General features: G+C 64.9%; 1 protein-coding gene. It reads left to right on the forward strand.

Annotated features, from left to right (window positions below; genetic code table 11):
- The coding region (locus tag AC1D2N_RS36265; RefSeq protein WP_477983048.1) for a hypothetical protein at nucleotides 1–359 on the forward strand (359 nt) is incomplete at both ends.

A 359-nucleotide genomic window follows, 5' to 3' on the forward strand; every position in this document is an offset into this window, starting at 1 on the left:
CTTCTTGCCGCCGAAGATCGCTCGATCGTCCAGGAGGTCAAGGCGGTCAGCGAGGCGCTGACCGCCCGCTTCGGCTGGAGCGCGTTTACCTCGAAGGCCGACGCGGTTGGCGAACGCAACATGGTCGAGCGTATGCCAGAGGACCTCGCCAGTAGCAGAGGCGAGAAGCTGACCCGGCTGTTCGAGGCCGTGAAGCGCTTTGCCGACGAGCAGCATCTCGCCGAGCGCCGGGATCGTTCGAAGATTGTTGCCGGCGCCAGTGCCGATCAAGGGATGGAGAATGTCCCCATGCTTGCCGCCGTCACCGAGTTCAGGACCGGGATCGACGAGGAGGCGCGCTCGCGTGTGCTCTCAGATCC

The organism is Rhizobium sp. P1_B8, assembly GCF_056406515.1.